Origin of the sequence: Halosubterraneus shenae, from assembly GCF_050510935.1 — an archaeon.
GTDB lineage: Archaea > Halobacteriota > Halobacteria > Halobacteriales > Haloferacaceae > JBDGPU01.
Genome location: NZ_JBNLVO010000004.1, coordinates 36,559 through 60,051 on the forward strand (window position 1 = coordinate 36,559; position 23,493 = coordinate 60,051).

The 23,493-nt window shown below is 69.5% G+C and carries 27 protein-coding genes; 11 read left to right on the forward strand and 16 right to left on the reverse strand.

Translation table 11 applies throughout. The features are described 5' to 3' along the window. Position 1: 1 nt before the first annotated feature. The 9 genes from ACQE3M_RS09235 to ACQE3M_RS09275 all read right to left on the reverse strand — a co-directional run bounded on the left by ACQE3M_RS09235 (position 2) and on the right by ACQE3M_RS09275 (position 7,786). Positions 2-1,219: a CbiX/SirB N-terminal domain-containing protein gene (locus ACQE3M_RS09235; RefSeq protein WP_430505313.1), complete on the reverse strand. Its 1,218-nt coding sequence runs from the start codon at positions 1,217-1,219 to the stop codon at positions 2-4. Further along, positions 1,219-1,920, reverse strand: a complete 702-nt coding sequence (locus ACQE3M_RS09240; protein ID WP_430505760.1) for a cobalamin biosynthesis protein — start codon at positions 1,918-1,920, stop codon at positions 1,219-1,221. Before ACQE3M_RS09240 ends, ACQE3M_RS09235 begins: the two co-directional genes overlap by 1 nt. Positions 1,921-1,997: 77 nt before the next feature. Further along, the gene (locus ACQE3M_RS09245; protein WP_430505314.1) at positions 1,998-2,330 is read right to left on the reverse strand and encodes a ferredoxin; all 333 of its coding nucleotides are present in this window, start codon (positions 2,328-2,330) and stop codon (positions 1,998-2,000) included. After that, positions 2,330-3,421 carry a precorrin-3B C(17)-methyltransferase gene (gene cobJ, locus ACQE3M_RS09250; protein WP_430505315.1) on the reverse strand — a complete coding sequence of 364 codons (1,092 nt, stop codon included), beginning with the start codon at positions 3,419-3,421 and terminating at the stop codon, positions 2,330-2,332. The genes ACQE3M_RS09245 and cobJ overlap by 1 nt, the downstream gene beginning before the upstream one ends. A 4-nt stretch (positions 3,422-3,425) precedes the next feature. After that, a complete protein-coding gene (locus ACQE3M_RS09255) occupies positions 3,426-4,382 on the reverse strand; it encodes a precorrin-3B C(17)-methyltransferase (RefSeq protein WP_430505316.1) in 957 nt (318 codons plus the stop codon). Then, the gene (gene cbiG / locus ACQE3M_RS09260) at positions 4,379-5,401 is read right to left on the reverse strand and encodes a cobalt-precorrin 5A hydrolase (protein WP_430505317.1); all 1,023 of its coding nucleotides are present in this window, start codon (positions 5,399-5,401) and stop codon (positions 4,379-4,381) included. The genes ACQE3M_RS09255 and cbiG overlap by 4 nt, the downstream gene beginning before the upstream one ends. After that, complete coding sequence (locus tag ACQE3M_RS09265) at positions 5,401-6,336, reverse strand: cobalt-precorrin-4/precorrin-4 C(11)-methyltransferase (protein ID WP_430505318.1); 936 nt, start codon at positions 6,334-6,336, stop codon at positions 5,401-5,403. Before ACQE3M_RS09265 ends, cbiG begins: the two co-directional genes overlap by 1 nt. Then, positions 6,333-7,148 (reverse strand): cobalt-factor II C(20)-methyltransferase, encoded by an 816-nt coding sequence (locus tag ACQE3M_RS09270; protein WP_430505319.1) that lies wholly within the window; start codon positions 7,146-7,148, stop codon positions 6,333-6,335. The genes ACQE3M_RS09265 and ACQE3M_RS09270 overlap by 4 nt, the downstream gene beginning before the upstream one ends. After that, the gene (locus ACQE3M_RS09275) at positions 7,145-7,786 is read right to left on the reverse strand and encodes an ATP-binding protein (RefSeq protein ID WP_430505320.1); all 642 of its coding nucleotides are present in this window, start codon (positions 7,784-7,786) and stop codon (positions 7,145-7,147) included. Before ACQE3M_RS09275 ends, ACQE3M_RS09270 begins: the two co-directional genes overlap by 4 nt. A 150-nt stretch (positions 7,787-7,936) precedes the next feature. Here ACQE3M_RS09275 and ACQE3M_RS09280 point away from each other — a divergent pair, with 150 nt between their 5' ends. The 6 genes from ACQE3M_RS09280 (at position 7,937) to ACQE3M_RS09305 (ending at position 13,349) form a co-directional block, all read left to right on the forward strand. Then, positions 7,937-8,743 carry a DUF7839 domain-containing protein gene (locus ACQE3M_RS09280; RefSeq protein ID WP_430505321.1) on the forward strand — a complete coding sequence of 269 codons (807 nt, stop codon included), beginning with the start codon at positions 7,937-7,939 and terminating at the stop codon, positions 8,741-8,743. A 388-nt stretch (positions 8,744-9,131) separates the two neighbouring features. After that, entirely contained in the window at positions 9,132-9,374 is a 243-nt protein-coding gene (locus tag ACQE3M_RS09285) for a DUF8028 family protein (RefSeq protein WP_430505322.1), read from the forward strand. Between the two features lie 19 nt (positions 9,375-9,393). Next, entirely contained in the window at positions 9,394-9,645 is a 252-nt protein-coding gene (locus tag ACQE3M_RS09290; protein ID WP_430505323.1) for a DUF7123 family protein, read from the forward strand. 220 nt (positions 9,646-9,865) lie between these two features. Further along, positions 9,866-10,600, forward strand: coding sequence for a TetR/AcrR family transcriptional regulator (locus tag ACQE3M_RS09295; protein WP_430505324.1), 735 nt, complete (start codon positions 9,866-9,868; stop codon positions 10,598-10,600). Beyond that, complete coding sequence (locus tag ACQE3M_RS09300; RefSeq protein ID WP_430505325.1) at positions 10,597-12,084, forward strand: MATE family efflux transporter; 1,488 nt, start codon at positions 10,597-10,599, stop codon at positions 12,082-12,084. Before ACQE3M_RS09295 ends, ACQE3M_RS09300 begins: the two co-directional genes overlap by 4 nt. 2 nt (positions 12,085-12,086) lie before the next feature. After that, positions 12,087-13,349 carry an MFS transporter gene (locus tag ACQE3M_RS09305; RefSeq protein WP_430505326.1) on the forward strand — a complete coding sequence of 421 codons (1,263 nt, stop codon included), beginning with the start codon at positions 12,087-12,089 and terminating at the stop codon, positions 13,347-13,349. 74 nt (positions 13,350-13,423) lie between these two features. Here ACQE3M_RS09305 and ACQE3M_RS09310 read toward each other — a convergent pair whose 3' ends face one another. Both ACQE3M_RS09310 and ACQE3M_RS09315 read right to left on the reverse strand, forming a co-directional pair. Next, the gene (locus ACQE3M_RS09310; protein WP_430505327.1) at positions 13,424-13,696 is read right to left on the reverse strand and encodes a DUF7521 family protein; all 273 of its coding nucleotides are present in this window, start codon (positions 13,694-13,696) and stop codon (positions 13,424-13,426) included. A 2-nt stretch (positions 13,697-13,698) separates the two neighbouring features. After that, positions 13,699-14,076: a helix-turn-helix domain-containing protein gene (locus tag ACQE3M_RS09315; protein WP_430505328.1), complete on the reverse strand. Its 378-nt coding sequence runs from the start codon at positions 14,074-14,076 to the stop codon at positions 13,699-13,701. A 185-nt stretch (positions 14,077-14,261) separates the two neighbouring features. Between ACQE3M_RS09315 and ACQE3M_RS09320 the strand changes: the two genes are divergently transcribed. After that, a complete protein-coding gene (locus ACQE3M_RS09320; RefSeq protein ID WP_430505329.1) occupies positions 14,262-14,795 on the forward strand; it encodes a halocyanin domain-containing protein in 534 nt (177 codons plus the stop codon). A gap of 75 nt (positions 14,796-14,870) precedes the next feature. On the opposite strand, the gene ACQE3M_RS09325 is transcribed toward ACQE3M_RS09320, so the two are convergent. Continuing rightward, complete coding sequence (locus ACQE3M_RS09325; RefSeq protein ID WP_430505330.1) at positions 14,871-15,938, reverse strand: AIR synthase-related protein; 1,068 nt, start codon at positions 15,936-15,938, stop codon at positions 14,871-14,873. 189 nt (positions 15,939-16,127) lie between these two features. Here ACQE3M_RS09325 and ACQE3M_RS09330 point away from each other — a divergent pair, with 189 nt between their 5' ends. Together ACQE3M_RS09330 and ACQE3M_RS09335 are read left to right on the forward strand one after the other, a co-directional pair. Continuing rightward, the gene (locus tag ACQE3M_RS09330) at positions 16,128-17,408 is read left to right on the forward strand and encodes a DUF4013 domain-containing protein (protein WP_430505331.1); all 1,281 of its coding nucleotides are present in this window, start codon (positions 16,128-16,130) and stop codon (positions 17,406-17,408) included. 65 nt (positions 17,409-17,473) lie between these two features. Beyond that, the gene (locus ACQE3M_RS09335; RefSeq protein WP_430505332.1) at positions 17,474-18,541 is read left to right on the forward strand and encodes an mRNA surveillance protein pelota; all 1,068 of its coding nucleotides are present in this window, start codon (positions 17,474-17,476) and stop codon (positions 18,539-18,541) included. A 26-nt stretch (positions 18,542-18,567) separates the two neighbouring features. Here ACQE3M_RS09335 and ACQE3M_RS09340 read toward each other — a convergent pair whose 3' ends face one another. After that, the gene (locus tag ACQE3M_RS09340) at positions 18,568-19,566 is read right to left on the reverse strand and encodes an ornithine cyclodeaminase family protein (RefSeq protein ID WP_430505333.1); all 999 of its coding nucleotides are present in this window, start codon (positions 19,564-19,566) and stop codon (positions 18,568-18,570) included. Positions 19,567-19,902: 336 nt separating this feature from the next. Between ACQE3M_RS09340 and ACQE3M_RS09345 the strand changes: the two genes are divergently transcribed. Both ACQE3M_RS09345 and ACQE3M_RS09350 read left to right on the forward strand, forming a co-directional pair. Beyond that, a complete protein-coding gene (locus ACQE3M_RS09345) occupies positions 19,903-21,183 on the forward strand; it encodes an MFS transporter (protein WP_430505761.1) in 1,281 nt (426 codons plus the stop codon). A 50-nt stretch (positions 21,184-21,233) separates the two neighbouring features. Further along, positions 21,234-21,797, forward strand: a complete 564-nt coding sequence (locus ACQE3M_RS09350; RefSeq protein WP_430505334.1) for a response regulator — start codon at positions 21,234-21,236, stop codon at positions 21,795-21,797. Positions 21,798-21,871: 74 nt separating this feature from the next. On the opposite strand, the gene sugE is transcribed toward ACQE3M_RS09350, so the two are convergent. The 3 genes from sugE to ACQE3M_RS09365 all read right to left on the reverse strand — a co-directional run bounded on the left by sugE (position 21,872) and on the right by ACQE3M_RS09365 (position 23,371). After that, positions 21,872-22,195 (reverse strand): quaternary ammonium compound efflux SMR transporter SugE, encoded by a 324-nt coding sequence (sugE, locus tag ACQE3M_RS09355; RefSeq protein ID WP_430505335.1) that lies wholly within the window; start codon positions 22,193-22,195, stop codon positions 21,872-21,874. Positions 22,196-22,293: 98 nt separating this feature from the next. Further along, the gene (locus tag ACQE3M_RS09360) at positions 22,294-22,710 is read right to left on the reverse strand and encodes a DUF3054 domain-containing protein (RefSeq protein ID WP_430505336.1); all 417 of its coding nucleotides are present in this window, start codon (positions 22,708-22,710) and stop codon (positions 22,294-22,296) included. A 79-nt stretch (positions 22,711-22,789) separates the two neighbouring features. After that, positions 22,790-23,371: a class I SAM-dependent methyltransferase gene (locus ACQE3M_RS09365; RefSeq protein ID WP_430505337.1), complete on the reverse strand. Its 582-nt coding sequence runs from the start codon at positions 23,369-23,371 to the stop codon at positions 22,790-22,792. Between the last annotated feature and the right edge of the window lie 122 nt (positions 23,372-23,493).

The window sequence follows — 23,493 nt, forward strand, 5'->3', positions numbered from 1 at the left end:
GTCATAAGGTCTGGTGGACCAGGTCGCTGACGATGCTGTCCGCCTCGATGGACGACACGATGCGGTCCGCGTCTTCCTCGTCGCAGGCGCCGTACCAGACGCCGTCCGGGTACTGCGCGACGATGGGGCCGTCGCCGCACTGGTCGAAACACGACGAGCGCGTCACGTGTACGTCGGCGTCGGCGTCGCGCGCGGCCTGCCGGAGTGACTCCAGGACCGCCGCGGAGCCGTCGGCCGCGCAGGTCTGGTTCGTGCAGACCGCGATATGCTTCGACGGCGCGTCGTGCGCGTGCGGCTCGTCGGCGACGTCGTCGCGGTCGGCGTGCGCCTCCTGGTTGGTCAGCGCGCGCAACATCGCGCGGGCGCCACCGGTGTCCTCCTCGTAGCCGTCCAGTTCGACCTTGTACTTGCAGGTGTCACAGGACATGTCGACGGAGTCGGTCCGGGCCTCCTGCCAGCGGTCCGACAGCACGTCGAGCAGGCGCGAGTCGCTGCCGAGCGGGTCGCCTGCCCCGGCGTCGACGTAGGGGTACTCCTCGTCGAACTCCGCGGCGCCCTCGCGGATGCGCCCCGTGAGGACGCCGTCCCCGAGCATGTACGGGAGGACGACGACGGCGTCGGGGCGCGTCTTCGAGACGTCGTGGAGCGTGTCCTCGAGCAGCGGTTCGGTCACGCCGATGAACGACGCCTCCACGCGGGAGAACTCGCGACCCTCGTAGAGCAGCCGCGCGAGCTTGTGCACGTCCGCGTTCGAGTCCGGGTCGGACGAGCCGCGGGCGCAGACGACGACGGCGACGTCGTCCGCCTCGCGGTCGACGCCGAGTTCGTCCTCGACGGCCGCCGCGCGGTCGTCGAGCAGGTCGAGGATCGCCGGGTGGATCCCGAGGTGGGCGCCCGCGTGGAACTGGACGCCGGGGTGCTCGCTCCGCGCCTTCTCGACGGCCAGCGGCATGTCGTTTTTCACGTGGCTGGCGGCGAACAGCGAGAGCGGCACCATCGAGAGCCGCGAGACGCTGTGGGCGAGCGCGTCGACCGCGTCCGGGATGGCCGGTTCCGCGAGCTCGAGGAACGCGGCGTCGGTCGGCACGCCGATCCGCTCCTCGAGGTCGGCGGCGAGCTCCCGGACCTGCTCGTTCGACTTCTCGCGGCGCGAGCCGTGCCCGACCAGGATCACCGCCTCGTCGCTCCCGATCGCGGTCGCGTTGGCGGTGCGGCTCATCAGTTCCCTCCGTCGTCGGACGCCGAGGATTCCTCGTCGTCGCTATCGACGAGCGTACCGACCTCGAGGCCGGCCGCGCGCTCGACCGAGCGGAGCGTCTTCTGTCGCCGGCTAGTGGCGAAGAGGCCGGTCTCCGTCGCGCCCTCGTAGACCCACTCGCCGAACGCAGCGGTGTCCTCGTCGGCGACGCCGAACCAGTAGCCGCCCGAGGAGGACGCCTGGGGCTCGTCGGAGCCGAAGCCCTCCTGCTCGAGGAGGCTCCGGATCCGGGCGAGCAGGCGCTCGTCGTCGTGGACGAACGAGATGCCGACGGCGTTGGCTGACTCGCGGAAGCAGACGACGCCGCAGGCCTCCAGCAGGCCGCGGAGCAGCTCCCGGCGGTAGTCGCTGAACGTGTCGAAGCGGTAGCCGCCGGGGTCGTCGCCGACGGGCAGCCCGAGCGCCGCGCCCGCGTTGGCCGCGAGCGACGGGTCGATGACCTGGACGGAATACTCGTCCTCCGCGCGCGTCACCGCCGTGTCGTGGGCGAAGTCGCGCTCGGCGATGCGGTGGTCGACCTGCGCGTCGCCGGCGATGGCGGCCAGCCGGCGCGCGGCGTCTTCGTCGCTCGTCGAGAGCTCGATGCTCCCCTCCTCGGTGATTCGCCCGTCGCCGGCGACGCGGCCCCAGAAGTAGGCAGTCTCCGGGTGTCGCTCCAGCATGTTGTCCGGCGCCGTGGCGGTCGGTTCCGTCTGCGTGTCAGTCGTTTCCGTGTCGTTCGCGTCAGGTTCGTCCGTGCTCATTGGGTTTCCACGGTGATAGCGTCGAACGGGCAGGCCGCGGCCGCGGCCCGCGCGTCCTCGAGTCGGTCGTCAGTGAACGTCGCCTGCACGCTGGCCTCGCTGCGGTCCAGCGCGTCGGCCGTTTCGGGGTCGAACTCCGCGAGGCCGTCGTCGTCCTCGCGGAACCGGTCGTCCCGGACCAGGCAGGCGAAGACGCCTTCGCAGGCGTCGCGGTCGACGGTGACGGTGTAGGTGTTGGCGGCCGCGTCGTCGGCTGCGGTCTCGTCGGCGGCGACCGCTTCCCCGTCCTCAGCAGCCTCCCCGTCGCCGTCGGCGGTGTCGGCGCTCATCAGTAGTCGTACTTGCTCTCGTAGCCACGCGGCGTGACCATGCGATCGTCCCAGACGTACGTCTCCTCGTTGCCGACGAGGATCGTCGTCGTCATGTCGACGAGGTCGGTCTCGCCCAGCTCCGGCAGCTCGCCGAGCTCGACGATCTCGACCTCCTCGTCGTCGCGGCCCGCGCCGTGGACGACGCCGACCGCGGTGTCCTCGGGGCGGTGCTCCAGCAGGATCTCGCAGGCCGTCTGGAAGTTCTCGCGGCGCTTGCGGCTCCAGGGGTTATAAATAGCGATCGTGAACCCTTCGGCAGCAACGGCCTCCAGTCGGGACTTGATGTCCTCCATCGGCGTGAGGTGGTCGGACAGCGAGATGGAGACGGAGTCGTTGACCAGCGGCGCGCCGACGCGGGCCGCACAGGACTGGGCTGCTGGGACGCCGGGGACGACCTCGAAGTCGACCATCGACGCCGTCGCGCCCTTGGACTCGAGGATCTCGAGCGCGAGCCCGCCGAGCGCGTAGACGTTCGGGTCGCCGGAGCCGACGATGGCGACGTCGTTGCCGGCGAGCGCGCGGTCGATGGCCTCCTCCGTGCGCGAGACCTCGCCGCACATCGGCGTGTCGTACAGCTCGTCGGCCTCCGCGGTGATGTCGTCAGGGATGAGGTCGATGTACGTCGTGTACCCGACGATGTGTTCGGCCTCGAGCAGCGCCGCCTGGGCGCGCTGGGTCATCCCCTCCGGCTGGCCGGGGCCGAGGCCAACGGCGATGAGCCGCCCCGGTTCACCCTCGAAGTCGTCGACCGTCGAGGCGACCTTCTCCTCGGTCTTGGATTTCTTCGAGGCGCCGCATTTGGAGCTCGAGGAGCTCGACGAGTCCGACGAACTCGCGCCGCACTTCGAGCTCGAGGAGTCGCTCGACGTGCTCGCCGAAGTGTCGGTGGACGCGGAGGCGCCGCATTTCGAGCTCGAGGAGCTACTGGTGGACGTCTCCGCTTTCGTCCCGCCGTCCGTCGCCGTTCCGCCGTCAGCAGCCGTTCCCGAGTCGCTGCCGCCGCACTTGGAAGCCGATTCGTCAGTCGATCCGCAGGTGTTGTCGCTCATGGTGTCAGAAGTCGTCGACGTCTCGCCCGCCACGCGGGGTGACGAGGAACTCTCCGTGGTCGTTCTCCCAGGTCTCCGTCTCGTGGTTGCCGACGATGAGGGAGGTGCCCATCCCGCCGACCTTGTCGTCGTGTTCGGTCGCCTCTCCGAGCGTCGTCAGCGTGTACGTCTCGTCCTCGAGGTTGCGCCCGGCCTCGCCGCGGCCGGCGTCGTTGACGATGGCGACGGGCGCGTCGTCGGTCCGGTGCTCGCGCAGCACCTCGATGGCACGCTCGTAGTCACGCCAGCAGTTGTAGAGGACGACGACGAACCCGGAGATGGCGGCGGCCTGGAGCTTCTCCTCGATCTCCTCCCAGCCGCGCCACTTGTCCGACAGCGAGATCGTGCAGAAGTCGTTCGAGAGCGGCGCGCCGACCATCGCCGCGCCGCCGAGGGCGGCCGTCACGCCGGGGACGATCTCGATGGGAATGTCGTATGCCTCCTCCTCCTCGGCCATCAGGTAGACGAGGTCGGACTTGCCGTAGACGTTCGCGTCGCCGCCGGAGACGTGAACGACGTCCTGGCCGGCGCGCACGCGGGCGAACGCCTCGCGGGCGAGCTCGACCTGCTGGCCCATCGAGGACCGGACGATCTCGACCTGGTCGCCGTCCGGGTGGGTCCCCAGCTTGCCGGGCTCCCAGTCCTCGAGGTCGTCGGCTGCGGCCGCCGCGGCGACGCCGCCGTCGGAGGCGGCCTCCTCCTCGATCGACTCCGTCTTGCTCTCCGGCGGCAGCGTCCCGTCCTGGCGGAGGAACTCCTGGTAGAGGTTCGAGGCGATGACGCAGTCGGCGTACCGGATCACGTCGCGTGCGCGCTGGGTCATCGCGTGCGGGAGCCCCGGGCCGATGCCGACGACGTACAGCGTCCCCATCCCGTCGGCGGCGTCGGTCGCGTCGCCGGGGACGCCGGTCTTCCCGGTCATCGCCCTACCGCCACGGTCACTTCCTGCTCGTGGCTGATCTTCTCGAGGGCGAGCTCGTGCTCGGCGCCGCCCGCGATGGCGCTCGCCTCCGCGACGCCGGGCCAGCCGATGAGCTCCTTCGACTTCGAGGGCGTCGGCCCCTCGTGCTCGAGGAGCGTGTCCTTCTCGAAGGCGACCACGCCGAGGTCGCGCTCCGCAGCGGCCTCGAGCAGCCCGGGCTCCTCCTCCTTCCGGGTCGCGGTGGCGACGAACTCGACGTCGTCCCAGTCGCGGTCGGCCTCCTCCAGGGCCGTCTCCCAGGCCTCGAGGAACCGCTCCTTGTCGGCGCCGGAGACGGAGCCGGTCCCGAGCACGACGCCGTCGTCGAGGTTGCGCTTGAGGACGGTGACGTCGTCGTCGACGAGGACCGCTTTTGGCCCGTCGAGGCGCTCGATGGGGCCGAGCTCGTCGTCGAGGACGGCGAGGTTCGTGGCGACCGTCGAGTCGCCGTTGACGACGTGCGAGGAGAGCGCCTTCGCCTGTTTCTCGACGCCCTGCTTGTCGGCCGCCTCGGAGGCGGTCGTCATCGCGGGCACCGCGCCGAGGCTCGCGAGGTCGTCCGCGACCTGGTTCGCGCCGTGGTGGCCGCCCGTGATCGGGATGGCCCACGTCAGCTCCTCGTCGACGACGACGATGGCGGGGTCGTCCCACTTGTCGTCCAGGAGGGGGGCGGTCTTCCGCATGGCGATGCCCGAGGCCATTAGCCCGACGAAGCAGTCGTACTCGCCCCAGTACTCTTCGAAGACGTCGCCATGGTACTCGATGACGTCGATGGAGTCGTAGCGGTCGCCGATGCCGTCGACGATCTCCTCGGCGGTGTCGAGCTTGCGCTCGAAGCTGATGATGGCGATGTTCTCGGCGACCTCGCCGTCGGAGTCCGGGGTCGAACAGTGCGCCCCGGAACCGCCCGAGTCGCCGCCGGTGTCGCTGCTGCCCGCGTCTGTGCCACTCGCGTCGCTGGTGTCGTTGTCCGTGCTCATTAGTCGTCAGCCTCCGGTGTCGCTTCCGCGGCGTCGTCCGCCGCGTCGTCGCCGTCCGGTCCGCGGTTCGCCCAGCCGTCGTAGAGGTACGAGCGCTCGTAGCCCGCGCCGGTGGCCGCCTCGCCGATGAGCACCATTGCGGAGGCGCGGTAGCCCGCCTCCTCGACCGTGTCGCCGATGTCGGCGACGGTGCCGGTCATCACGTCCTCGTCCGGCCAGGAGGCGTGGTAGACGACCGCGACGGGGGTGTCGGGGTCGACGTCCTCCTCGTCCAGCAACCGGTCCATCGTCTCCGGGATGGCGTGGGTCCCGAGGTAGATGCAGGTCGTCACGTCGCCCATGCCGACGAAGTCGGCGATGTGGTCCTCCTCGGGGTCGAGCGTCTTCCCCTGCGGGCGCGTGAACGCGACGTGATTGGCGACGCCGTTGAGCGTGAGTTGCGTCCGGAGCGTCGCCGCCGACGCGAACGCCGAGGTGACGCCCGGGACGATGTACGCCGGGACGCCGGCCTGCTCGAGCGCGTCGATCTGCTCCAGGGCAGCGCCGTAGATAGCCGGGTCGCCGCTGTGGAGCCGGACGACGTTCCGGCCGTCCTCGTAGGCCTCGCGCATCAGGGGAACCAGCTCCTCGAGGTCCTTCCCGATGGAGTTGACTAACTCGGCGTCCTCACAGTACTCCTCGAGCAGTTCGCTGGAGACCAGCGAGCCGGCGTGGACGACGAGGTCGGCCGCCTCGACCATCTCCTTGCCCTTCACCGTTAGCAGCCCCGGGTCGCCCGGGCCAGCGCCGATGAAGGGGATCCCCTCCTCGTCGTCGCCGGCGGTGTACTCGTGCACGCGCGGGTCCATCCCGCCGGCCTTGTCGACGCCCTCGGCGTCGATGGCGGCCTGCGGGTCGGTCTCCTCGTTCGTCGCTTCAGTTTCGTCGTCGGTCATGTGCTGTCACCGGGGTGGTCCCCGTGTTCGACGGCCTCGGCACGTTCAGCCTGGTGCTTGCCGCCGTCCGCGATCGCGGTCTCGTCGTCGTTCCGGCTCGCTTCCTCGTCCGCGCTGCTCTCCGGGTCGACCTCGAACTGGTCCGTCGCGCTCGTGGTGTCGAGATCCTCGTGTTCCGCGTACGCGAGGGTGTAGTAGTCGCGCTCGGCGATCGTCTCCGGGTCGTCGGTGACGAGCGTCTCGCCGGCCTCCATGAACAGCCGTCGCCCGAAGCGGACGTCGTAGCCCGCCTCGCGGAGCTTCCGGCCGGTCTCGGGCGCGTCGGTCACCTTAAAAAGGATCATGCGATCCGGGCCTGTCGGCGCGGCGCCGCCGTCGGCCTCGCGGAGCGCGAGCCCCGCGCCGGCCTCGACCTCGACGTCGAGCGCCGTCGCGAAGGCGGTCATCGCGCTGACGCCCGGGACGATCTCGACGTCGACGTCCGGGTGGAACGCGTCGAGCGTCCGGCGCAGGTGACCGAACGTCGAGTAGACGTTGGGGTCGCCGAGCGTGACGAACGCGGCGTCCCCCTCGCTAGCCTTCGGCGCGATCGCCGCGGCGGCCTCCTTCCAGGCCGCGCGGAGCTTCTCCTCGTCACGCGTCATCGGGAAGTCGAGGTCGCCGATCTTGGACTCGTCGACGTACTCCGTCGCGACGGCTCGCGAGAGCCGGCCGGGAGAGTAGACCACGTCGACGGATTCGAGGAGGCGCTTCCCCCGGACCGTCAGGAGGTCGGCCTCGCCCGGCCCGAGCCCGATGCCGTAGAGGGTCATGCGGCCTCCTCCGTGGCGCCAGGCTCGGCGACGAGCATGTACACCGGGTTGTTCGCGTTGAAACTCGTCGCGCCCGCAAGGTCGTAGCCGGTGTTCACCTGGAGGCTGAGCACCTCGTCGAGCACGTCCCGGTCGCGGAACGCGCGGGCGGCCTCGCCGGCGACTTCGAGCCGGGAAACGTTCATCACGACCCGGTCGTAGTCGGCGTCGAGCGCGGCGTCGAGGTTCGCCTCGTAGTTGCGTGACCCGCCGAGGAACAGCACGTCGCCGTCGGCCGGGATCCCCGCCGGCGCCTCGGCGTTCACGAGGGCGACGTCGGCGACGCCGTCGGTCTCGCCGGCGACAGCAGCACTGGTGCCGCCGTCGGCGACGGCTTCGGCGTCGGCATCGGCACCGCCGACGCCGATGCCGTTGGCCGCGAGGTTCTCGCGGGTCGTTTCGAGGCGCTCGGGCTTGCGCTCCAGCGCCGTGACTCGGCCCGCACGGCGGGCGGCCTCGATCGTCACCGCGCCCGTGCAGGACCCGACTTCGACGAAGTGGTCGCCCGGGCCGAGCGCCAGCTTCCGCTGGAGGACGGCACGAACCTCCGGCTTCGTCGGGCCGGCCTTCGCGTCGTTCGGTAGTCGTGTCACCTGCATCGTTGAACACAACCACCGTAGGACGTAAAACAATTGTGCTTGTTTTAGCACAAGTGCGGTTTTCGAGAAGCCGGCTATCGGGCCGTTGAGTCCAACGAGAGGCGTAAAAATGCAAAGGGACTTTATCCCGGCCGTCCGGAGGGTCCGATAATGTCGGACTCCGACGACGCGTCGGTCCCCGAGCTGCTCGACAGCAAGCGCGACGCGACGCGCTATCGGGTGCTCGTCGAGATCGCGGCGCGCCAGCCGGCGGTGAGCCAGGGCGAGATCGCCGAGGCGATCGGCGTCACCTCCCAGGCCGTCAGCGACTACGTGCGCGACCTCGTGCAGGCCGGCTACGTCGAGAAGCACGGGCGCGGCCGGTACGAGGTGACGAAGGAGGGCGTCGACTGGCTCATTTCGAAGACGGATACGCTGGAGACGTACATCGACCGCGTCTCCTCGGACGTCCTCGGGAGCGTCGAAGTCGACGCCGCCGTCGCCACCGGCCGCATCGACGAGGGCCAGGAGGTCGGGCTCGTGATGCGCGACGGCCTGCTCCACGCAACGCCGGACACCGGCGCGGCGACCGCCGTCGCCGTGACGGGCGGCGACGAGGGCGACGCGATCGGCGTAACGGACTTCGAGGGCGTCGTCGACTACGACCCCGGGACGGTCACCGCGGTCTCGATCCCGAAGGTGACGGAAGGCGAACCACCGGACGCCGAGACGCTCCGGTCGTTCGCGGCCGACTACGACCTGCTCGCCGCCGCCGGCACGGAGGCGTACGCCGCCGCGATGCGCGCCGATCTCGACCCGGATATCCGCTTCGGGACCGCCGAGGCCGTCGCGCAGGCGGCGATCCGGGGGCTCGACGTCTGCCTGTTCGCCGTCACTGACACGCTCTCGCGACACACGAACCGGCTGCGCGAGGAGGGCGTCCGCTACGAGGTTCGCGACCCGACCGACGAGCGGTGACGCCACGGTCCGGGACCCGATCGGCACTTTGCTGCAGGCTGGGTTCCAGGCTGTTCGCACACTTCGCTACTCAATCGACTTCACTACTCAATCGACTTCACTACTCTATCGAGTTGTCGCGCACGACGCGGCCCTGCACGACCCCCGCCGAGCCGTGGTCTGCTCCGATCGGTTCGGCTTCGCTGCGCGTGAACTGGACATCTCGGGTTAAGCAATCAGAACGCTCGATAAAGGTTTTAGCGATTTCTGAGCGCGCGATAAAACGTCGGGCAGAGTCCTAAAAGATGGTGAAACCACGCTGAAACGCGTTAACCCAGTCGAATCCATCGTAACGCTCTCCCCCTTATATACTCCCGTCGCCCCATGGACCAGTCGAGGCAGGTGCCCAATGTCAAACTCCTCGCTCCCCTCCGGACGGCAGGCCCCACGGCAGGTGCGCCGCCTGACGGCCGGCGGTGTCCGCGCGGTGGCCTTCTGGACCGCCGTGCTGCTCCCGCTGGCCTACCTCCCGGCGCTGCACGTGGGCCTGGTCGAATCGAGCCCCGGGCTGTTCCTGGCCCTCCTGGTGACCAACGTCGCCTGCGCGGTCGTCGGTCACGAACACGAGCCCGGTCGCGACGACGAACACTGACGCCATACGGACCCAATCCATGAGCACCGACACATCCCCCGCTGACGCGACGTACGGCTCGCCGAAAGCCCGCCGCCTCGCCGAGTACCTCCGTCGGGAGGCCGCGGACGGCGAGATCTACGTGAAAGCGAAGTTCATCGCCGACGACGTCGACCTCTCCCCGAAGGAGATCGGCGCCCGCATGACACAGCTCCAGGAGTCGCTGTCGGACCTCTCCATCGAGAAGTGGTCCTACACGGGCGCGACGACCTGGCGAATCGCGACCGAGTGATCGCTGCTCGAGTCGTTGGCTTTTTCGAGAGTTTCGTTCGGTCCGGGCTCCTCGTGCGACAGAGGAGCGGCACGCGCTCGCCACGCCGTCGACGTTCGGGTACGAGACGTCGAGAACCCCCGCAGGCCCCTGTCTTTTATAAATAATTCCGCCGACAGTAGCGGCAGGCGGCTCCGCGTTCCGATACGGATAAAGGGCTGGCTGACTGACTGGTCAGTCAATGGGTGACGACGAGCCGAGTGCAGCCGACGAGATCATGGAGGGCGTCTACCAGGCGCTCTGTGAACATGGCTACGCCGGGCTGACGATGCAGGACATCGCGGACGAGTGCTCGAAGAGCAAGTCGCTTCTCCACTACCACTACGACACGAAGGAGGATCTCCTGGTCGCCTTTCTGGACCACATCATCTCCGATTTCGAGACCAAAGTCGAGGAGAGCGCGGACAAACCGGCGACCGAACGCGTCGTCGAGTTCGCCGCCTGGTTCGTCTTCGAGCCGGACGAGGTCGAGCGCGAGTCGTTCCACATCGCGCTGCTCGAGCTCCGCTCGCAGGGGCCGTTCAACGACCGCATTCGCGAGCAGCTCGAGCGGAGCGACGAGCACCTGCGCGGGACCGCCGCCGACATCATCCGCGACGGCATCGACTCCGGCCACTTCGAGCCGATCGACGTCGACGAAACCGCGGCACTGCTGGTCGCGATGCTGGACGGCGCCCGGACCCGACAGATCACGCTGGGGCGAGACGTGCTTGACGGCGATGCGTACACGCACACCGTCGCGCACGCGGCGATCGAACGCGTGATCGAGCCGATCCTGACGCCGGAAGCGACGCTGCCGGAGCTGGCGACCGTGCTGGAATCGCTCTCGGACGAGCACGGGACTGACGACGACGGAACTTCGGGGGAGAACGGGGAGGACGGACGAAGCGCACGGACCGAGACGGAAGCGGAATGAGTGGACGAGCCAGCACGGACCGCGCGGTCGACGTGACCTCCGGGAAGCTGTTCAAGCCGCTGCTCCTGCTGGCGATGCCGATCGTCGGCTCGATGGTGCTCCAGGTCGCGTACAACATCGCCGACACCTACTGGGTGGGGCGGCTCGGCAGCGACGCCGTCGCCGCGCTGTCGTACTCCTGGGCGGTCGTCTTTCTGATGGTCTCCATCGGCGGCGGCCTCACCACGGCCGGGACCGTCCTGATCGCCCAGCACAAAGGCGCCGACGAGCTGGCGAAGACGCACCACGTCGCCGGCCAGACGCTCTCGTTCGTCACGATCGTCGCGATCACCTTCGGGGCGATCGGCTACCTCCTGACGCCGTGGATGATGCGCACCATCGGCGCCGACCCCGGCGGCGCGGCCTACGCGTACGCCGTCGACTACACCAGGGTGATCTTCGTCGGCGTCGCGTTCATGTTCTGGTTCTTCATCTACGACGCCCTCTCCCGTGGGTGGGGCGACACGAAGACGCCCCTCTACCTGATGGCGATCTCGGTGGCGATCAACGTCGTTCTCGACCCGTTCCTCATCCTCGGGTTCGAGGGCAACCCGATCTTCGGCTGGGTCGGCTACGAGGCGCTCCAGGCGACGCTGTACGCCCGGACCGGCTTCGACGGGTTCGGCGTCGCCGGCGCCGCCTACGCCACCGTCTTCTCCCGGGGCGTCGCCGCCGGGATCGGCCTCTTCATGCTGTTCACCGGCCGGGTGGGGCTCAAGCCCTCGCTGGGCGACCTCGTGCTCGAGCGGGAGACGGTCCGGCGGATCCTCGACATCGGCGCACCGACGGCGGCCGAGCAGGGGTCGCGCGCGTTCGGTATCACCGTGCTGACCGCGGTCGTCGCGCTCGCCGGCGCGAACGCCGTCGCGGCCTACGGGATCGCGAGCCGCCTCTCGTCGCTGCTGTTCCTGCCGGCGCTCGGGCTCGCCCGGGGAACGGAGACGGTCGTCGGCCAGAACCTCGGTGCGAACCAGCCCGACCGGGCGACCCGTACCGCCTATCTCAGCAGCGGAATGATCGCCGTCGTGTTCGTCGCGGTGATCGCGCTGGCGTACCCCTTCGCCGAGGGCATCGCCGGCTTCTTCATCGACTCGGGGTCGCCGAACGCGACCGAGGTCATCCTGATGAGCGCGGGCTTCATCACCATCGCGGGGCCCTCCTACGTCTTCCTTGGCGTGTTCCAGGTCTTGCTCGGGACGTTCCGCGGCGCGGGCTCGACCCGAACCGCGATGATCTTCTCCATCCAGGAGCTCTGGCTGTTCCGGATCCCCGTCGCCTTCGTGCTGCTCGCCGTCCTCGGCATGGGTATCACCGGCGTCTGGTACGCGTACATCGTCTCCTACGTCGGGTCCGCCCTCACGACGATCTGGTGGTTCCGGCGCGGCGAGTGGACGAACAACGTCGTCGAGGACGACCTCCCGACCGCCAAACCGGCGGATGATTAACTATGGCCGCGATACGCTCCCTCTTCGAGATCGAACGCCCGCCGGTCGTACTGCTCGCCGTGATCGCCAGCACCTTCTTCGTCGGCTTCGGCGGCGGCGTCGTCTTCCCGATCCTGCCGAACCTCGGAAAGGTCATGGGCTTTTCCGCGTTCATGGTCGGTCTCATCCTCTCCGCCAACCGCTTCGTCCGGCTGGTGGCGAACGCCCCGGCCGGCGCGCTCATCGACCGGGTCGGCGTTCGACGGCCGTTCGTCTACGGGCTGTTCATCGAGGGCGTCGCGACGCTCGGCTACGTCGTCGCGCTGTTCGTTCCCCCGCCGGAAGCGTGGTTCCTGCTCGCCCGAGTCCTCTGGGGGCTCGGCTCCGCGGCCGTCTTCGCGACGGCGACGACCATCGCCGCCGACCTCTCCGACAGCGGCGACCGCGGCACCAACATGGGCGTCGTCCGCGGCGGGATCACGATGGGCTTCCCCGCCGGTCTGGTCCTCGGCGGCGTCATCAGCGCCCAGTACTCGAACGCCGTCGCGTTCTCCGTGGCGGCCGCCTTTGCGTTGTTCGCGAGCGTCGTCGCCTACCGGTACGTGCCGGAGACTCACGTCGAGGCCGGCGAGAAGGAGTCGGTGAAACCGTGGGACATCGACACGTCGTTGCCGGCGCTGACGGTCGGCTTCGTGAACTTCGGGTTGCTGTTCGCCTTCTTCGGCACCCTGTTCGCGACGCTCGTTTTATTCCTCGGGGCAACGGACGTCGCGATCGGCGGCATGAAGCCGCAGGCCGCATCGGGCGTGTTCATGGCCGGGACGGTGCTGTCCGCGTCGGTCTTCATGCTGGTCGGGGGGCGGATCTCCGACACTCGCGAGTCGCGACTCCCCGTCCTCGTCGTCTTCATCGGGACGTTCGTCGCCGGATTCCTCCTGCTGTCGCAGGCGACCTCCCTCCTCTCTCTCGCCGTCGCCTGCGTGTTCATCGGAGCCGGCCAGGGCGGGACGAGCGGCCCGATGATGGCACTCCTGGCCGACCTGACGCCGGACGAGCGAATGGGCCGCGCGACCGGGACGAACAACGTCTTCGGTGACGTCGGAGGCGGCGTCGGCCCGCTCATCTCGCTGCCGCTCGTCGAACAGTTCGGATTCGAGGTCGTCTATGCGACCAGCGCGCTGGTGCCGCTGCTCGCCGGTATCGTGCTACTCGTCGGCGTGAAGAAGGAAACGGGAACGATGCGACCGGGACAGACGACGACCGACGCCGGTCGCCCTGACGCCTGACACCCAGCCGCCGCAACCGCGGGACCGCCCGGACGCCGGAGCCTCGTCACTCGACGTACAGCAAGGGAGTCGCGTCACTCGACGTACAGCGAGTAGACGATCGCGCCGAAGCCGACCGCCGTCAGCCAGCTACTGGTCGCGACGCCGACGGAGAGCTCGTAGCCGAGGAACTGGTGAATGATACCGGCCACGAGCGTGCCGAGCGTCACGATCCCGAAGCCGACCGCCAGCGCACGCAACGAGGGATCGCCGGTGTTCCGATACGCCCTCGTCGCGTAGAACGTGATGCTTCCACCGAGGATCAGGACGACCGTTTGCGCGATGATGATGAGTGTATCCAGATACATGTTCAGGTTTCCTCCCTAACTCGGGACCACAGATCGGCCAACCGCTCGTCCGCGGGTCGCTCCGGACGGGACATCTCGACGACCAGTTCGTTGTCGTCGGTCACGCTGACGGTAATCTCGTCGAACGCGACCGTGTAGCGGGTCGTGTGTTGACCGTCACGACGGATCTCCGTCGATTCCTCCAAGAGGTCCACCTCCGCTAACGTGTCCAGCTTTCGGTACGTCGTCGACAGCGGGATATCACACTCCTCGGAGACCTGGCTCGCCGTCTTCGGCTCGTCCAGGGCGGCGATGATCGACGTCGCAGCGTCGTCGCTGAGGGCGTCGAGCACCTCGCTCGGCTCCGGCGTGTCGTCCCGCTGCAACGGATCCCGCTCCATACCGGCCGTATCCGCTACGGCCTCATAAATGACCGCTGTTTCGGGCGGCGCAAAAGCACCGGAAAGCGGTCAGTTGCGGGGGAAGCGAACATCTTCGGCCCGAACACGACTAAATGGCGGCCGGGTTGTCATAGCCGGGGAATCGGGTCCGCCTTTTTATTCATCGAGTCCGAACATGTCACCGTATGACTCAACTCAACCGCCGAAAGTTCCTCCAGGCGACGGGCGCCGCAACAGTCGGTGTCGGGCTCGCGGGCTGTTCCGGCGGCGGTGGCGGCGATGGCGGCGGCGAGGAGACGGAGACGGAAGCGATGGCGACCGAGACCGAAACGCCGACGGAAACGGCCACCGCGACGGAGTCAGCTAACTACGTCGAGGAGGAGCCCGACTACGGCGGCTGGATGGAGGACGCCAACAACTACGACCGGACGGTCGACGCGACCGGTTCGGACACGGTCACGGTCAAAGTTGGCGCCGGCGACGGCTTCGCCTTCGGCCCGGCTGCCGTGCAGGTGTCGAGCGGCACCACCGTCGTCTGGGAGTGGACCGGCAAGGGCGGCGACCACAACGTCGTCGCACAGGACGACGCCTTCAGTAGCTCCCTCCAGAGCTCGCAGGGCGCCACCTTCGAGTACACGTTCGAGGAGACGGGGATTCACAAGTACTTCTGTAACCCCCACAAGACGGCCGGCATGAAGGGCGCCGTCGTCGTCGAGTAGCGTCGCACGCGCCGTCCACCGGTCCTCCATTCTGCGGTTTCGTCGCACGACTCGGGAGCCGGCGGTTTCGTCATCTTACTTGGAGACGCCCGACAGTCGCTCGTACACGGGCCACGAGGCGTCGCCCTCCGGCGCCGTCGTTGCCTCGCCATCGACCACAACGGCCGGGGCGTCGGCGGTAGCCGCACGGACCTCGCCGACGACGGCGGCCGGCGTTCCCCGCTCCCGGAGCGCGTCGACGACGGGCTCGGCGTCGGCGGCGTCGACGGCCGCGACCAGCGTCCCCGCAGTCGTCGCAGTCCACGGGTCCATCTCCAGCGCCGCACAGACGTCGGTCACGCCCGGCTGCCGGGGCACGGCGTCGCTCTCGACGGCGAACTGAACCGCTGACCTGGCGTCGTCGGTCGCCGATCGCCGCTGGGCGGTCGCCGCAGCCATCTCGTGGAACGCGCCCAGCAGCCCGCCCTCGGTCGCGTCGTGCATCGCGTGGACCTCGCCGGCCTCGCGGGCGGTGAGGGCGTCGCGCACGAGGCGCACGTCGTCGAGTCGCTCCTGCGCGGTCGCGACCGTCTCGGCCGGCAGGTCCAGCTGATCCGGATAGAGCGAGGCGAACAGGCCCGTCGACTCCACGGCCGGGCCCTTCGTGACGACGAGGCGGTCGCCCGGCTGCGCGCCGTCCGGCCGAACGATCCGGGCAGGGTCGCCCACGCCGATCGCCGTGGCCGCGCCGACCCAGGGGAACGAACAGCCGGGATACCGCGCCGTATGGCCGGTCGTGACGGCGATATCGAGGGCTGCGCACTCCTCGTGAACCGCCCCCCAGAGGGTCGCGAACTCCGAATCGGCGATCTCCGGCGGCAGCGCGAACGCGATCGAGAGGTGCGACGGGGCGATCCCGGAGACGGCGACGTCGGACAGAACGATGTGCAGCGCGAACCGCGCCGCGCGGTCGAAGCCGAGCGCCGGCAGGATCGAAACCGGGTCCGTCGCGAGGACCGTCGCGTGCGACGACCCCTCCGGTCGAATCACGCCGAAATCGCAGCCGTGAGCCGGGCCGAGGGCCACGTCGTCGCGCTCGGCGCCCAGGTTCGGTGCGACGTGGGCCTCGAAGAACGACCGCGAGATCTTGCCGGACCCGGACATTAGCGACGCTCACCTCCCCGCAACTCGGGGGACGCCGTCGTCGGGATCGAGCGACGAATCGCCCTCGACTGGTCAGGATCACGAGAGTCGCCGTGCATACCGACCGATTCGCGTCCAACCCCCTGTAGCTGTCGAGACCGCCCCCGAGCCGCCACTGCCTTTTATATATGCCCCCGCGCATCAACGGACATGCTCCGCGAGGCGCTGGCGACTCCGGTCAGGGGCGGCGCGGCCGCGGCGACTGCCGTCGTCGGGAGCGCGCTGCTCGTCGCCAGCCCCGTCGCCGTCGGTCTCTGGGCCGGCGCGATGGCGGTCGATCCGCGGCTGGCCTTCCTCGTACCGCTCGCGCTCGTCCCCTCGCTGCTGCTTCGCGGGTACGGCGTCCGCGTCGTCGCGTCCGCGCTCCGGCGTGACCCCGCCGCGCCGGGATTCACTCGCCCCGGCGTCCTGCTGCGGGACGGCGTCAAATCAGCGCTTTTGAGCCTCCTGTACCTCCTCCCGCTGTGGGTCATCCTCCTCGTCGGCGGCGGGGCCGCGGGCGTCCTCCGGCTCGGCCGCGTCGACGCCGCCGGCGTCGGGGCGGCACTGAGCGCCGTCGTCGCGGGCTTCACGGCCGTCGTCGCGGTCGGCTGGCTGGCCTGCTACGCCTACCTGCGCCCGGCCGCGCTGGCCTGCTTCGCCGACGACGGGCGGCTCCGCGATGGCCTCCGTCCCGGCCGCGTGCTGCGCGTCGCGCTCGACGGCGACTACCTGAAGGGCTGGGTCCTCGGGACTCTGGTGCTGGCAACGGGCGTCCTCGTCGCGCTCCCGTTCGTGCCGCTCCTGGTCGGCATCCCGCTCCTGTTCGGCGTGACGGTCGCGACGAACTCGCTATACGGCCGCGGCGCGGCCGGCGCCTTGCGCGGAACGACGCCGAGTGCGCCCGCAGTCGAATCGGAACGTGTCGCGACGGTCGAGCCGATGCCGGAGCCCGAGGCGGCGCCGGAATCCGACCCGACGCCGGAATCCGAGACCTCCTCCACCGTCGCGCAGGACTCCCCACCGGGCACCGACGAGGTCCTGGCCGCAAGCGAGCCGGACCCGGCCGTGCAGACCGGGCGTCGCGTGCCGCTGACGGCGACGGATATCCTGTCGAAGAGCGTACGAAGCCGGGGCGATTCGGGAGGCGAGTCGGAGGCAGCCGAGGCGACCCAGGGCGACGCGTCGGATCGGGCCGCGGGCGTCGACGACAGCGGAGAACTCGTCGACGAGCCCCGCGAGCCGGAGTCACCGCAGCGCCGCGAGGAGCCGGACGAAACCGGGTTCGCGTGGGGCGCCGCCGAGTCCGGCGACGGCACGGAGGGTAGGAACGAGAGCGAGGAGGACGGCGACGACGGCAACGAGGTGGGCGAAGCGGCCGACGACGGCGACGACGGCGACGACGGCGACGACGATCTCGGACCCGACCAGCAAACGGCCGACGATCGCTGACGCGGACGCGCCGGTCCCGCGGGCGAGAAACCAAGAGTTGTTACACCGCGGATCCTACGACGGGTATGCGCATCGCAGAGCGAGGTCGCGGGGAGGAGGGCCGCGAGCGGATCACGCTCGTCCCCGAGAACGTCGACGACCTCTGGCACCTCTCGCACGTCTTAGAACCCGGCGACATCGTCGAGGGTGACACGACTCGCCGGATCCAGCGCTCGGACGACCAGATGCGGGACACTGGCGGCGAGCGCGAGCACATGCACATCTCGCTGGAGGTGCAGGACGTCGAGTTCGCGCGCTTCGCCAACCGGCTCCGCGTCGGCGGGATCATCACCCAGTGTACCCGCGAGGACCAGCTCGGGCAGCACCACACCATCAACGTTGAGGAGCGCGACGAGCTGACCGTCGAGAAGGTGTTCAAGCCGGACCAGCTCAGCCGCATCGAGGAGGCGACGGAGGCCGCCGAGAACCCCGACGTCGCGATCGCGACCGTCGAGGAGGGCGAGGCGTACGTCCACACGGTCAAGCAGTACGGCACGGACGAGTACGCCTCCTTTACCGCGCCGACCGGGAAAGGCGAGTACGCGCGGCCCCGCGAGGAGCTGTTCGAGGAGCTCGGCGGCGCCCTCGCGCACCTGGACCCCGACGCCGTCATCCTCGCGGGCCCGGGCTTCACCAAGCAGGACGCGCACGACTACATCGACGACGAGTACCCCGCGGTCGCCGAGAAGATCAGCGTCGTCGACACCTCCGCGGCGGGCGACCGCGGCGTCCACGAGGTGCTCAAGCGCGGCGCCGTCGACGAGGTCCAGAAGGAAACCCGTATCTCCCGGGAGGCCGAGCTCATCGACGAGCTCACCCAGAACATCGGCGAGGGCGCGAAGGCGACCTACGGTCCCCAGGACGTCGCGGAGGCGGCCGAGTTCGGCGCCGTCGAGACCCTCCTCGTCGTCGACGACCGGCTCCGGCAGGAGCGCCAGGAGGAGGGCGACTGGGACATCGACGTCAACGACGTCATCGAGTCCGTCGAGCAGCAGGGCGGCGACGTCGTCGTCTTCTCCTCGGAGTTCGCCCCCGGCGAGCAGCTCCACAACCTCGGCGGGATCGCGGCGATCCTCCGGTATCGGCTGGACTAGCGGTCTTCTTTTTAAATCCGGCCCCTTCAGCGACCGGTCAGCGCCTCGCTCGCGGGTGCGAACGAGATCGTCTGCCCGCGGTCGGCGTCGCGAGCGCGCTCGTAGAGCATGTAGGCGGCCGCGGTCGTCTCGATGCCCGTCCCGCCGGAGTCGAAGACGGTGATCTCCTCGTCGCTGCTGCGCCCCGGGGCCTCGCCGGCGACGACCTCGCCCAGTTCGGCGTCGACGTCGTCCTCGTCGACGAGCCCCGCCTCCAGCGCCGCGAGGAACGCCCCGGCGTCCTGCGTCGCGCGCTCCCGCAGGTCGAGGACGTACGTGGCGCGGGCGACGGTCTCCGGCGGGATCTCGTTTTTCCCCTTCGAGTACTGCCCCATCGCCGTGACGTGGGTTCCGGGTTCCAGATCGGCGTCGTCGATGACCGGGTCGCTCGCGTTCGTCGCCGTGATCACCACGTCGGCGTCCGCGAGGGCGGCGGCGCTGGAATCGACGGCTTCGACCGGGAACCCGAGGTCCGCGGTCAGCTCCTCGGCGAATTCCTCGCGGCTGGATTCGGTCGGCGAGAAGACACGCCCGATCTCGAAGTCCCGCACCGTCGCCGTCGCGCGGAGCTGGCCGCGGGCCTGGGCGCCGGACCCGATGACGGCGATCTCGGTCGCGTCCTCGCGGGCGAGGGCGTCGACGCCGACGGCGCCGGCCGCGCCGGTTTTAAAGGGGTTCATCGACGCGCCGTCCAGCAGCGCGAGCGGCTCGCCGCTCTCGGCGTCGAACAGCGGCGTCATGAACCAGGCGTCGCCGGCGCCGAAGCCGGCCGAGTACATGTAGCCGCCCATCGCGCCGGTGTCGGGCAGGACGGCCGCGTAGGTGGTCAGCATGCCCGGCGGGTCGGCGTTGGTCAGCTTCGTCCGCGGCTCAGCGGGCGCGCCCTCGCCGACCTGTCGGTAGCCTTCGCGGACGGCCTCGACGTAGTCGGCGGGGTCCGCGAGGTCGCTCACCTCGTCGCTCGTCAGGAACAGCGTGTCCGTCATGTCTCCGCCTTTGCGCGTCGCCACGTAAAGCTTCAGGCAGCGGCGCACGTGGGCAGCGAAGTGGGTCCTGCGACTGCCGTCGCCGCCGTCGCCACCGTCGCCGCCATCGCCGCCGTCGCCGCCCTTGCCGCCGTCGCCACCGTCGCCGCCATCGCCGCCGTCGCCGCCCTTGCCGCCGTCGCCGCCCTTGCCGCCATCGACACCCTCGCCGCCGTCGCCACCGTCGCCGCCGACCCTCGGACTGAGGAATCCCGGCCAACATCGAATTTTTCAAACCGTCCCATCACGCACGCGCAGATAGTGAATCGAAACGACAAGGCGATCACGGCGCTCGTCATGCTGGCCCACGGGATGGTCCACACGTACGAGCTCGCGGTCCCGATCTTCGTTGCGATCTGGCTGGTGGAGTTTTCCGTTATCGACCTCGGCATTGCGACCTTCGAGGTGACGACGGCGACGCTGGGCGTGGTCGTCACCATCGGCTACGGGCTGTTCGGGCTGGGTGCGCTCCCGGGCGGCGTCCTCGTCGACCGCGTCGGCTCCCGACGGCTCATTACGGCCTGTCTCGTCGGGATGGGCACCTCGTTCATCCTGCTGTCGCTGGCGCCGAGCGTCGTCGTCATCACGCTGGCGCTGGTCGTCTGGGGCGTCTCCGCCTCGGTGTATCACCCCGCCGGGCTCTCGCTCATCTCGAAGGGCGTCTCCGAGCGCGGCACCGGCTTCGCGTACCACGGCATCGCTGGCAACCTCGGCATCGGCCTCGGGCCGCTGCTGACGGCGACGATGCTGCTCGTGCTCGACTGGCAGACCGTCGCCGGCATCCTCTCCGTGCCCGCGCTCGCCGCGGCACTGTATGCCTCGCAGGCGAACTTCGACCCCGAGGCAGCAGTCGAGGCGGGCGAGGGCGACGGCGACGGCGGCGACTCCAAGGCCGACAGCGGCGTCGACTCCCTCGACGAGTTCCTCGCCGAGTCGCGGAAGCTGTTCGCGGGGAGCTTCGTCCTCGTCTTCCTCGTCGTGATGTGTTCCGGGCTCTACTACCGCGGCTTCCTGACGTTCCTCCCCGAACTCCTCGGTCGGCTGCCGGGCTTCGAGCCGATCCCGCTCGCGGCGCTGCTGCCCGCGCCCGTGCTCGACCTCGTCGGGATCGACCCGGCGTCGAGTGACACGCTGGCCCCGAGCGACTACTTCTACTCCGGCCTGCTCCTCATCGGCGTCGTCGGGCAGTACGCCGGCGGGAAGCTCACCGACCGCTTCCCGGTCGAGTACGGCATCGCCGGCGGCTTCGGCTCGCTCGTCGTGCTCGCCTTAGTGTTCCTCCCGGCGGCCGCATTGGGCATCGGGCCGCTGCTCGTCGTCGGCGTCCTGATGGGCATCTCGCTGTTCATCGTCCAGCCGATGTACCAGGCGACGGTCGCCGAGTACACCCCGGCGGGCACGCGCGGGCTCTCGTACGGCTACACCTACCTCGGCGTATTCGGCGTCGGCGCGCTCGGCGGCACCGTCGCCGGCGTCGTCCTGCAGTTCCTCACCGAGCCGGCGCTGTTTCTCGTGCTGGCCGGCTTCGCGACGGTCGCCTCGCTGGTCGGGCTCTATCTGGGTCGCCAGAACGCGTAGAACAGGGATCCGCGACAACCGTTTTCCCTTCTGGTCGTGTCGGCACCGACATGGGCTCGCCGGGCACGGGCAGCGACCGGGTTCTCGTCGTCGACGACCAGCCAGGGCTCGTCAACCTCTACCGGGTCTTCCTGGAGGACTCCCGCGACGTCCGCACCGCGACGAGCGGCAGCGAGGCGCTGGAGGCCGTCGACGAGACGGTCGACGTCGTCCTCCTGGATCGGCGCATGGGGGCGATAAGCGGCGACGAGGTGCTCGAGGAGCTTCGAAGCCGTGAGAACGACGTACCCGTTGCGATGGTGTCGGCCGTCCAACCCGACGTCGACGTCCTCGAGTTACCGTTCGACGACTACATCGTGAAACCGGTCGAGGAACCGTTCCTCCCGGAGCGCGTCGACACGCTGGCCAGCTACGACGGTCTCGACGAGACCGCTCGCGAGTACATCCGCTACGCGGCGAAAAAGGCCGTCCTCGACGCGGAGTACGTCGGTGACCCGACGAAGACGGACGCGTATCAGACAGTTGTTGCTCGGCTCCGGGACCTTCGCGAGCAGTTAGCCGAACCCCCGTCACACCCGTACGACGGCGTGGACGACGATCTCGACCCTGACTAATTCCCGAGGGTACGCGGATCGTGCGTACTCGTGGATTCACGGGGAAGCATCGCGGCTTTCGTCAGCGAAGCACGTCAGTGACCACCGGACGAGAGGTGCAGACCGACGATGCCGACCACGATCACGCCGATGAACAGCACCCGGGAGAGCGTCGCTGGTTCGTCGAAGAGGACGATTCCCAGCGACGCGGTTCCGACGGCCCCGATACCCGTCCAGACCGCGTAGGCCGTGCCCACCGGGAGGTCCTTGACGGCCTGCGCCAGCAGAACCATGCTGATGACGAGCGCGACGACGGTGCCGAGCGCGGGCCACGGCTTCGAGAGCCCGTCGGAGTATTCGAGGCCGACTGCCCAGCCGATCTCGAACAGTCCCGCGACCAGCAGAATGTACCACGACATCTCGTTTCGGCTCTACCCGCCTGGCGCGGATAGTCCCTGTTATCTACCGTTCCGATACAGGTTTCGGGTCGGTATCGTGCGGACGCGGTCCGCGTGCTTCAGCCCCGGACCTTGAAGTAGACGTACCGCCAGACGCCGAGCGCGACCGCGCCGGTGACGGTGATGACGACGGCGAAGGCGGGCGCGGCGCCGCCGTGGAACGCGCCGCCCCAGCGCAGCAGCAGGCCGACGACCGCCGCGGGCACCCACGAGCGAACGACCAGCGGAACGGACGACTTCGCGCTCTCCGCGGCGCCCGGCGCGTACGCCCCGATGAGCGGTGCCACGAGGATCCAGCCGATGAGGAACGGGGCGTAGATCCCGAGCAAATACGCCGGATTCTCGGTGAGAAACGCGGCCGTGTTGTGCTGCAGTGCGCCGAACGTGAGCAGTCCGAGAATGACGACGACGTCGCCGACCGCGAGGGGTGCGGCCCCCCGATCGAGCCGGGACGCGAGGAAGCTGTCCGAGTCCATGGGGCACGGTCGGTCGCCGGGGCTCTTGTTTCGTGCGGATCTGATCGACGGTCGCAGCCGTGGACCGAGCGACCGGCGGTCAGTCCGGCTTCGGAGCGACCCCAGCGACGGTGTAGCCGAACCCGGAATCGACGACCGAGGCGTCGAGGCCGGCAGCGGCGACGTCGACGGCGAGCGCGTCCGGCTCGCGGAACGACGAGCCCATCCCCATGGCCCGCTCGGCGGCGACGAGGGCGACCCCGAGTGGATGGCTCGGGTCGAAGTCGCGGACGACGAGGACCCCGCCGGGCCGAAGTACGCGAGCGGCCTCGCGGAGCGCGCCGGTCTGGTCCGGAAAGTGGTGCAGCGCGTCGACGATCACGACCGCGTCGACGGCGGCGTCCGGGACCGGGAGGCGTGCGGCGTCGCCCCACACCGCGTCGAGGCCGCGTTCCCGCGCTCGCGCCAGCATCCCCTCGGAGACGTCGACGACGACTCGGTCCTCGACCGGTACCGCCTCGGCCGCGCGGCCGGAGCCGCCGCCGACGTCGAGCACGCGGTCGACCGTGCGCTCGGCGCGCGCGAACCCGGCGCCCAGCGCGTCCGGGTCCGCGGCGGGCATGAGCCGATCGTACAGCGGCGCGATCCGGTCGAAGAAGCGGACGTCGCCGGCGCCGTGCATAGGGAATACTGCGCTTGCAGGAGTGTAAACGTGTCTCCAGACTGGCGGTCGTGGTCGTCGTTTCCGCTGTCGCTGGAAACGCGCTGTCGTTATGCAGTGTCTCTGCCGAAACCGGGAAGCCG